Consider the following 7,510-nt stretch of genomic DNA (forward strand, 5'->3'; position numbering starts at 1 on the left):
GAAGGTGCTTGACCTCACCACGCCGAATAGAGAAGACAACCACTCCCTGGGACGCGATCGATGGATTTGAGACCGCTACTTCTCGAAGTCATAGGAACTGCGTCGATATCGCCTGATTGGTCGGCCGTGAACTAACCGCGAGTAGCTGATTTTTCTTTCTGATGTGCGGGAGGCCATCGGTGTTGAACGCGGCAGCATTCTTTCCGCGTTTGGGATTGGTGGCGATGTCGGCAAGCACGAGAACTTGCGCCGTGAATGCGCCCAGCACAGCGCCTGCGGCGGCGGAACAGCATCGCGATCCACCTTGAACAGCAGCTTGTAGCCGCCAAAGGCGTCCGCCTGTAGAATGCCGGTGAAGCTCTTGAGATGGCGCTCGGGATGCTCCTGCTGCCGATCGCGCGAGGCATAATAGAGCGCCGGCGGTGGCGATTGCCCGCCGAACGGCCGGTCATCTCGAACATAGGTCCACATGCGACCGGTACGGTCTTGCCGCGGGCAAGGATCGGCACGGTCGTGTCGTCGCCATGCAGCCGTTCGGCGGCAAGTAACATGCGCCTCTATCAATCCATGCACTGGCTTCAATGCCGCGGCGCAGGCGGCGACCTAGTTGGCCCTCGTGGGCATAGCGTTCTCGCTGTCGGTTCAGCGGCTGGTGCTCACGGCTGCCATGCATGTCGCGCTTCAGCTTCGCGGCGGGTAGCGCGCTCGGCGAGGATCATCGCATGTGCATTGGCAAGGTCGTCGGGAAGCTGATCGGCCGCATCGGTCATGGCGCGATGGAATCATGTTCGCTCCCGCCGTGCCAGCGGTTTTGCTCACCCCGCCGATGTCGGACGCCAGGTTTTATCGGGTCGCGCTCGAACGTCTCCTGCACCATCGGCGACAGGCCGGGAAAATCCCCTGCGCATGTCGGACCTTCACACCGCTCGGAACCGGGATCATCGCCGCTCCAACACATCGAGGATCCGGGCCGAGGCTTCGGTGTTGAAGTCACTCTCGACCCCGAGGCGACGACCGCCGCCAAGCTCGATGGTGCCGATGCTGACCCTTCTGCGGCCGGGGAACCGGTGGCGGCTTCAGACGGTCTCAGCAAGGCGGCCGTCACCGTGGGGGTACTCACCACAAAACCTCCAGTTTGCAGCATCGGTCGGATTTGAAGTCAAAAGGGACTCCCGTGCCACTTTATAACTTGACCACACCGGCGGGCTTACGCCGCACAACAAATTTGCAAAAAAGCTTTGAGAAATATTTCATCCTCAGAAGTGCAGTTCAAGTGTATAAAATGATAAATCAAGCCGCTAAGGAGATATTAGATGGACACAGAGAGATATCCTACGTGAGAAAACGTCTTTCAGAAAGCCAGCGCACGGACTTCCCCAAATATACGTGTTGTCTTTCCCTGGACCTGGAAATCCACCGCGAAGTGTTTTGGGACGAAGATAACAACGCAACAGGCCGTTGGGTTACCGAGAATCTGCCGGCGATGGCGGGAAAAGAGGTGCTTGAGATTGGATGTGGCTGCGGTCTGACGGCTTTATATTTGGCTAAGAACGGAGCGAGGCACGTACTCGCCACTGACATAAATCCATCTGCTGTAACCAATACACAGGCGAACGCTGTTAGAAATGAGATCGACAACGTAACTGTCGTCCAAAGTAATTTGTTCGAAAAAATTAATCCGTCTTTGAGGTTTAACTGCGTGGTCTGCCATATGCCTGCCACTCGCGTGCCCTTAGACTTCGAGTTTAAGAGCATGGTTGAGCATAGCAGTTTCGACCCTGGAGCGTCGTTACTTACGGGGTTCCTTAACGAGGCGCCAAAGTACCTCTCTCCATCGGGCGCTCTACTGCTTTGTTACAATGTGTCTCGAGATGAGTCATTTATCCTGGAGGAATCGAAAAAATTTCCAGTAATGACCAGAAAGATTGCTTCAAAGAAATTCACAACCGACAGCATGATCAATGTCCACCTGTACGAGATCAGGCCGTTAGTTGATGAAATCAAGACCTGAAAACCGGACATAGCCGCTAAATTAAGCGAATCACGATTACCTGACCGCTCGCCAATTTGCGAGAAAAGCGCGCTCGGCGAGCGCTGCCCTTCAATGCTGCGCCGCGACCCGGAGCTCAGTCAGCAAACGCTCTCGCGGCGATGGCATTTGCGGCGCCACCGCCCGAGGAGAAACTCTGGTCGGTGACTACCACGACGTCCTCGCCGTTCGCATCCGTGGCCAGGCCGCTGTCGAAGCTTCCGGATGGCAAAGCCGCGAACTGGCGTCAGCCACAGTGGATAGTTCCCAGCCGATCTTTACACTTGCCGGTGGTAAGGTGATCGGTGGGGGCGGGCTCCCTGCGTATTTTGCGGATCAGACGAAGGTGAAGTCCCACGCGGTCCAGGGCGGTAAGATCGGTCACACTATGCAAACTGAACAGGCCGGCGAACTCATGCGCGTGGTTTTCGGACGTGAAATGGGCCAGAACTGCGCGTTGAGCAGGTAGTCATGGTAGACAATGATGTCGTCGGCGTGGCTGACGAAGTTCGCGCCGATGCCGTCGATGTAATAGCCCACCGCTTCGAAGGCGAAAGTATTCTGGCTCGGGTAAAAATCCACGAGGTGGTGTTATCCGGGTTCTGACCGTACATTGGGTCGACCCGGGGACCGCCTCGTGAAATTGAAACACACAGGTGTCTTGGCCGTCGCTGCCGGTCAGCTGATCCTCCCGTCACTCACAAAGAGGACATCGTCGCCGGGACTGTGTTTTGGCGTGCAAATTTGACCCCCCTTGGAGGGTTATCGGCGTCAATTTTGGACGCCGATATGGAGTGCGCCCCTTGGGATGGACAAGGATCAGGCTGCTGATTTGCCAGTCTGCCGGATGTGTTGATCCTCGAACTGTTGCGGGCTCAAATAGCCGAGCCCTGAATGGAGCCGGCGTTTGTTGTAGACCTCCTCGATGAAGGTGCCTTCGCCACCAAACACTCCGTCATTGCCTTCGCCCGCCGAAATGGAGGTCGTTACCGCGAGCACCGTCAATCCGGTCATTGGCGAGGGACTCGATGAGCACATCGTCACCTTCGCTGCCAAGAAGGCCGTTGTCACTTGGACCGCCACGGACTAGCGTTGCAGATCCTCCTTATGAACGCCTCAAGACCGCCTTCTTCACTCCCCATCATACCATTGGAGTAATCAATTGGTCGGCCGCCCGAGACGAACTGGGTCAGGGCGCAGATTCATATCCCGTCTTTGAGATTTGTCAGTTATGCCAACGTTGTTGTTCTGGACTTAAGGAGGGCCACTGACATTGCTTTTTCATTTCCGCTGCCAGGCGAAATGTCTGAATCAGCATTGCTTCCAGCCCCCTTGCGGAATCCGCGAGAGAGGATTGGCGTCGACACGATTGAAGCGCCCGGCCTGCTGCCAGCATTACGGCCGAGCTGTGCCATGTGTTGGTCAGAACATTGATCCACCAAGACAGCTCAATCGTTTGGCGCATTTCACCATAGTCGCACTAATCAGCTATCAGACCCAATAGTGGATAAGGCGCGCGACCCTTAGTTAGATTGAGAACGTTCTCGGTTAGAGCATAGGCAAAATGCGCAAAGTCCAGAGCTTGGCGATTGTCATCACCGACCCACGGGAGACGATCTCGACTGGGAAAGAGCGAGTTTCCGCAGCCCTAGGTGTGATTGGCGGTACGTCGCTTCTGCGACGCTTATTATCTCAATTGGCACACGCTGGGGTGCAGAGGACGACGGTCCTGGCCCGAGGAATAATGGGCGACATCGCCAGCAACTTCGGTGACGAGCTGGATGGGATGGAGCATTGCCTACGCGCTCTGGCTAGTCCGAACGCCGGACGTCTCGTGGAGGCAGAAACGACAAAGGAAATCGCTCACGCTAGTGGCGACGTACTCGTGTTCGCCGAAAATGTGGTCATTGATTTCGAACTGATCGACCGCCTGTTGAGATCGCCGGATCGCAACTTGCCGTAGTCAGCAAATCACGCGGCAAACGGTCTCTGCGCGTACTAGCGGACAATGCCCTGCGCCTTACAGCAATTCTCCCCCACGGCCCACCACCGGAGGAGAACGCCTCTGCAGATTCCAACCTGAGCGGTGTCTACAAGTTTGATCCTGCGTTCGTCCGCGCGATTGCCCGAAACAGTCGGTGTCGCACGCACGACGATCTCGAGTTCTTTGAAACCGCATTGGGTATATATGCACACCCGATCTACATCATGCGCGCCGAACCGCAACGCGTGAAGATCGTGAACGATGCCCTTGATCTCGCGGTGGCCAATTTCGCGTTCAGGTCCCGTTCCGATCAGCTACCTACGGCTGAGGCACGCATGGGCTGAAAACCAGTAGAAAACCTCCCGAGGCGCTTTCTTGACCGTTGCTTACGATCGTCGGTAATTCGACAACGAAACACTTCGTGAGCATTCAAGCCCAGGATACGCACCAGCCTTGCCGTCGTGAGTTGCCTCCTCTTCGCTCGCTCGACACACTAACGCCGCGGAAGTAAGCGGCATGAACGGCCTCAGCTTGCCGCTTAGTTCGGAGGACAGAAACCCGGAAAAGGTTGACTGTGGAATTTGGGCTTGTCAGCCTCATTCATCGTCATTGTATGACCAGGACACCCAAGAGACAGCACATCTGAATCAGACGTTCATTGTCGGCTTTGTCCGATTTACTACATGGTTCCATTAATTGAGTCTTTGCAAGCACCTGTAAAATAAACCGTTGGACCGTTGCCCGCTCACTGCACAACTGGCATGAATCTTGATTCCGGTATTACAACACTGAATGCAAAACTAGTTTCGGTCCCGGGACCGCAGTTCCGTCGTTAAAACTCGTTGTGAGCCGACTTTCTGTCGGCCGGCCCCGGTCATGCCAAACCTCTCTGTCGCCCCCATGTAACCTGCTAAGGGATTCATATGACAAAAGTCGCACTAATAGACACCGCCCACTGGCACGTGCCTTTATATCTTGAGGCGTTGGAAAAGGCCGGCGTCGACGTAGTTGGGGTATCAGACCCTACCGAAAAAACTGGACCGGCTCTGGCTAAAAGATTCAATGCGAGATCATTCACAACCTGTGAAGAGCTGATATCGCAGGTGCGGCCCGGCGTTGCTTTTGTGTTCGGAAAGCACATCGATATGCGGAAGACCGCAAATTTCCTGCTCGATCAAGACATCCCGATCGCGATCGAGAAGCCGTGTGGCATAAGATCGGCTGACGTCAGGCAGCTTTCGGAAAAAGCGTCCCGCAAAAACGCATTCGTGGCGATTCCGTTCATATTTCGCCTCAGCGAAACGATGGGGGTTTTCCGGTGCGCCGAAGCCTTGGGAAGAACCGATCATGCCAGTTTTCGTTTCATAGCGGGGCCGCCGAGCCGATACCTTCAGGCGGGAAATCCCTGGATGCTAGAACGTGAGGTAGCTGGTGGCGGCCCACTGATCAACATCGGCGTTCATATGGTCGATATGTTCAGGTCCCTCAGTGGCAGTGAAATTACGACAGTGTCGGCTTTGTCGACCTCGCACATCAATAACCTTTCGATCGAGGACTTTATCGCCATCACGCTCAAGAGTGCCTCCGGCACAATTGGCACGATTGAATGCGGGTACACCTTCCCCAGTGCGCCTGGTCGGCAACGTGAATTCACATTTTCAGTTCGAGCCGGCAAACGTTTTCTGCGTTCCATCAATGATGGCATTGATGTCGTGACCGGCAACGAGACCGGCGTGGAGCAAGAGTTCTTGCCCGTCGAATTTGAGACCGATCTGTACTACGCGAAATTCGTCGAACATGTGCTCGAGGCCTTGGAGAAGAAAACTCCAACGATCGCGGACTTTGGAGACGCGGCGCGGGTGCTGGAAGTGGTTGAGGCAGCATACACATCCGCCGCCGAAGGTGGTCGAACGATCCACCTTTCCAACTAACCGTGAGACGCAGGCAGCGTCTTCCTATTCAACAACCATCAGGAGAGACATATGAGTAGCGTGTTCCACCGTATCCCAAAACGCAATCTACCAGTCGCTGTCAAAGGCGAGGGCATGTACATTATCGACAAGGACGGCAAGCGGTACATTGACGGCTACGCCGGCGGCGCCTGCGTCTCATGCCTGGGTCATAGCGAGGAATCGGTCATAGAGGCCGTTCGCGAACAGATTGGGAAGTTTGCCTTTTTCCATTCTGCGATGTTTACCTCGGAGCCCCTCGAAGAACTTGCGTCCATTCTGACCACCGATGCTCCTGAGGGCCTCACGCGGGTGTTCTTTACGAACAGCGGTTCCGAAGCAGTAGAGAGCGCCGTGATGATGGCGCGCCAATACTTCGTTGAGATTGGTCAGCCTCAGCGAAAGAAGGTTATCGGCAGACGGTCAAGTTATCATGGTGCTAATCTGACCGCACTTAGTGTCGGGCACCAGTTGTCACGCCGCGCTCCCTTTGAAGACATTCTTGCAAACGTATTCCATATTTCACCATGCTACGAATACCGGGGTCGCCAAGAGAGCGAGACCGTGGAACAGTACGGGCTGCGGGTCGCGAATGAACTGGAACAGGCTATCTTGGGTCTCGGCCCAAATACGGTAATGGCGTTTATCGCCGAGACCGTCACTGGGACGACCAACGGAGCCACGCCACCAGTACCTGGTTACTTCAAACGCGTGAAGGAAATCTGCGACAAATACGGCGTCCTGCTAATCCTTGACGAGGTATTCTGCGGCTTGGGGCGCACGGGCACGCTCCACGCCTGCGAGCAGGACGGAGTTGCCCCAGACTTCCTCACATTTGCTAAGGGAATTGCCGCCGGCTATCAACCGATCGGAGCAACAATGGTAAATGAAAAGATTTACCAAGCTATCGTGTCCGGTTCAGGCACTTTCAAGGGAGGATACACCTATTCTGGGCATGCGACTGCATGTGCAGCTGCCATTGCTGTCCAAAAGGTCCTCCGTGGTCCCGGTTTCCTTGACCATGTGAAGACAACGGGAAACCTGCTCTCTGCCAGGCTCAACGAGAGGTTCGGCCAACATCCACACGTGGGCGACATCCGCGGTCGAGGGATGTTGATGACCGTAGAACTTGTGGAGGACAGGAGCACGAAAGCGCCCTTCGCTGCATCGCAGGACCTGAGTTCCAAGATCTACCAGAACGCTCAGGCGAGGGGACTTATTACACACGCCCTCACCGGCACGATTGACGGTTACGTGGGGGACCATGTTGTTATCTGCCCGCCTCTTATCGTGACAAGCGAGAACATAGATACAATCGTCGAACTACTGGGTGAGGCCATTGATGCAGCCGTACTGGAAGCGCGCAGAAAGGCAGCGTGAGGGAGAACTGGGCCAATGCGCTAACGTCATTGGGCGCCGCGGAACCTAACCTGCGGCGCACCAGTTTGATTGAACGTCCTTACATTCAATTCGACGAATTGAAACTTCGCGGCAGAACGTTGCGATCCCGCTTGGGAGTTGCGAGCTTGTCATTCTGTTTGTAAATGT

Annotated in this window: 7 protein-coding genes and 1 pseudogene; 5 read left to right on the forward strand and 3 right to left on the reverse strand. The window is 55.4% G+C overall.

Annotation, left to right across the window (positions count from 1 at the left end; genetic code table 11):
• Positions 1 to 133: 133 nt before the first annotated feature.
• Positions 134 to 658 (reverse strand): annotated as a pseudogene (locus GHK62_RS22055) (IS66 family transposase); the annotation flags it as partial.
• 516 nt (positions 659 to 1,174) lie between these two features.
• Here GHK62_RS22055 and GHK62_RS22060 point away from each other — a divergent pair.
• Positions 1,175 to 2,011 (forward strand): methyltransferase, encoded by an 837-nt coding sequence (locus GHK62_RS22060; protein ID WP_153441226.1) that lies wholly within the window; start codon positions 1,175 to 1,177, stop codon positions 2,009 to 2,011.
• A gap of 399 nt (positions 2,012 to 2,410) precedes the next feature.
• Here the strand turns inward: GHK62_RS22060 and GHK62_RS22065 are convergent, their stop codons facing one another.
• Positions 2,411 to 2,611 carry a hypothetical protein gene (locus tag GHK62_RS22065; RefSeq protein WP_153441227.1) on the reverse strand — a complete coding sequence of 67 codons (201 nt, stop codon included), beginning with the start codon at positions 2,609 to 2,611 and terminating at the stop codon, positions 2,411 to 2,413.
• A gap of 237 nt (positions 2,612 to 2,848) precedes the next feature.
• The gene (locus GHK62_RS22070) at positions 2,849 to 3,043 is read right to left on the reverse strand and encodes a hypothetical protein (protein WP_153441228.1); all 195 of its coding nucleotides are present in this window, start codon (positions 3,041 to 3,043) and stop codon (positions 2,849 to 2,851) included.
• A 730-nt stretch (positions 3,044 to 3,773) separates the two neighbouring features.
• Between GHK62_RS22070 and GHK62_RS34385 the strand changes: the two genes are divergently transcribed.
• From GHK62_RS34385 to GHK62_RS22085, 4 genes are all read left to right on the forward strand, one after another.
• Entirely contained in the window at positions 3,774 to 3,992 is a 219-nt protein-coding gene (locus GHK62_RS34385; protein ID WP_234886993.1) for a hypothetical protein, read from the forward strand.
• Between the two features lie 215 nt (positions 3,993 to 4,207).
• Positions 4,208 to 4,357: a hypothetical protein gene (locus GHK62_RS34390; protein WP_234886994.1), complete on the forward strand. Its 150-nt coding sequence runs from the start codon at positions 4,208 to 4,210 to the stop codon at positions 4,355 to 4,357.
• Positions 4,358 to 4,936: 579 nt separating this feature from the next.
• The gene (locus GHK62_RS22080; RefSeq protein ID WP_153441229.1) at positions 4,937 to 5,944 is read left to right on the forward strand and encodes a Gfo/Idh/MocA family protein; all 1,008 of its coding nucleotides are present in this window, start codon (positions 4,937 to 4,939) and stop codon (positions 5,942 to 5,944) included.
• A gap of 51 nt (positions 5,945 to 5,995) precedes the next feature.
• The gene (locus GHK62_RS22085; protein WP_153440449.1) at positions 5,996 to 7,342 is read left to right on the forward strand and encodes an aspartate aminotransferase family protein; all 1,347 of its coding nucleotides are present in this window, start codon (positions 5,996 to 5,998) and stop codon (positions 7,340 to 7,342) included.
• Positions 7,343 to 7,510: the final 168 nt, after the last annotated feature.

The organism is Sinorhizobium terangae, from assembly GCF_009601505.1.
GTDB lineage: Bacteria > Pseudomonadota > Alphaproteobacteria > Rhizobiales > Rhizobiaceae > Sinorhizobium > Sinorhizobium terangae.

What these genes read in the sequence shown, in the direction of transcription:
- GHK62_RS22070 (WP_153441228.1), bottom strand. Translation starts at nt 3,043, where the DNA reads ATGACCGGATTGACGGTGCTCGCGGTAACGACCTCCATTTCGGCGGGC.
- GHK62_RS34385 (WP_234886993.1), top strand. Translation starts at nt 3,774, where the DNA reads ATGGGCGACATCGCCAGCAACTTCGGTGACGAGCTGGATGGGATGGAG.
- GHK62_RS22080 (WP_153441229.1), top strand. Translation starts at nt 4,937, where the DNA reads ATGACAAAAGTCGCACTAATAGACACCGCCCACTGGCACGTGCCTTTA.
- GHK62_RS22085 (WP_153440449.1), top strand. Translation starts at nt 5,996, where the DNA reads ATGAGTAGCGTGTTCCACCGTATCCCAAAACGCAATCTACCAGTCGCT.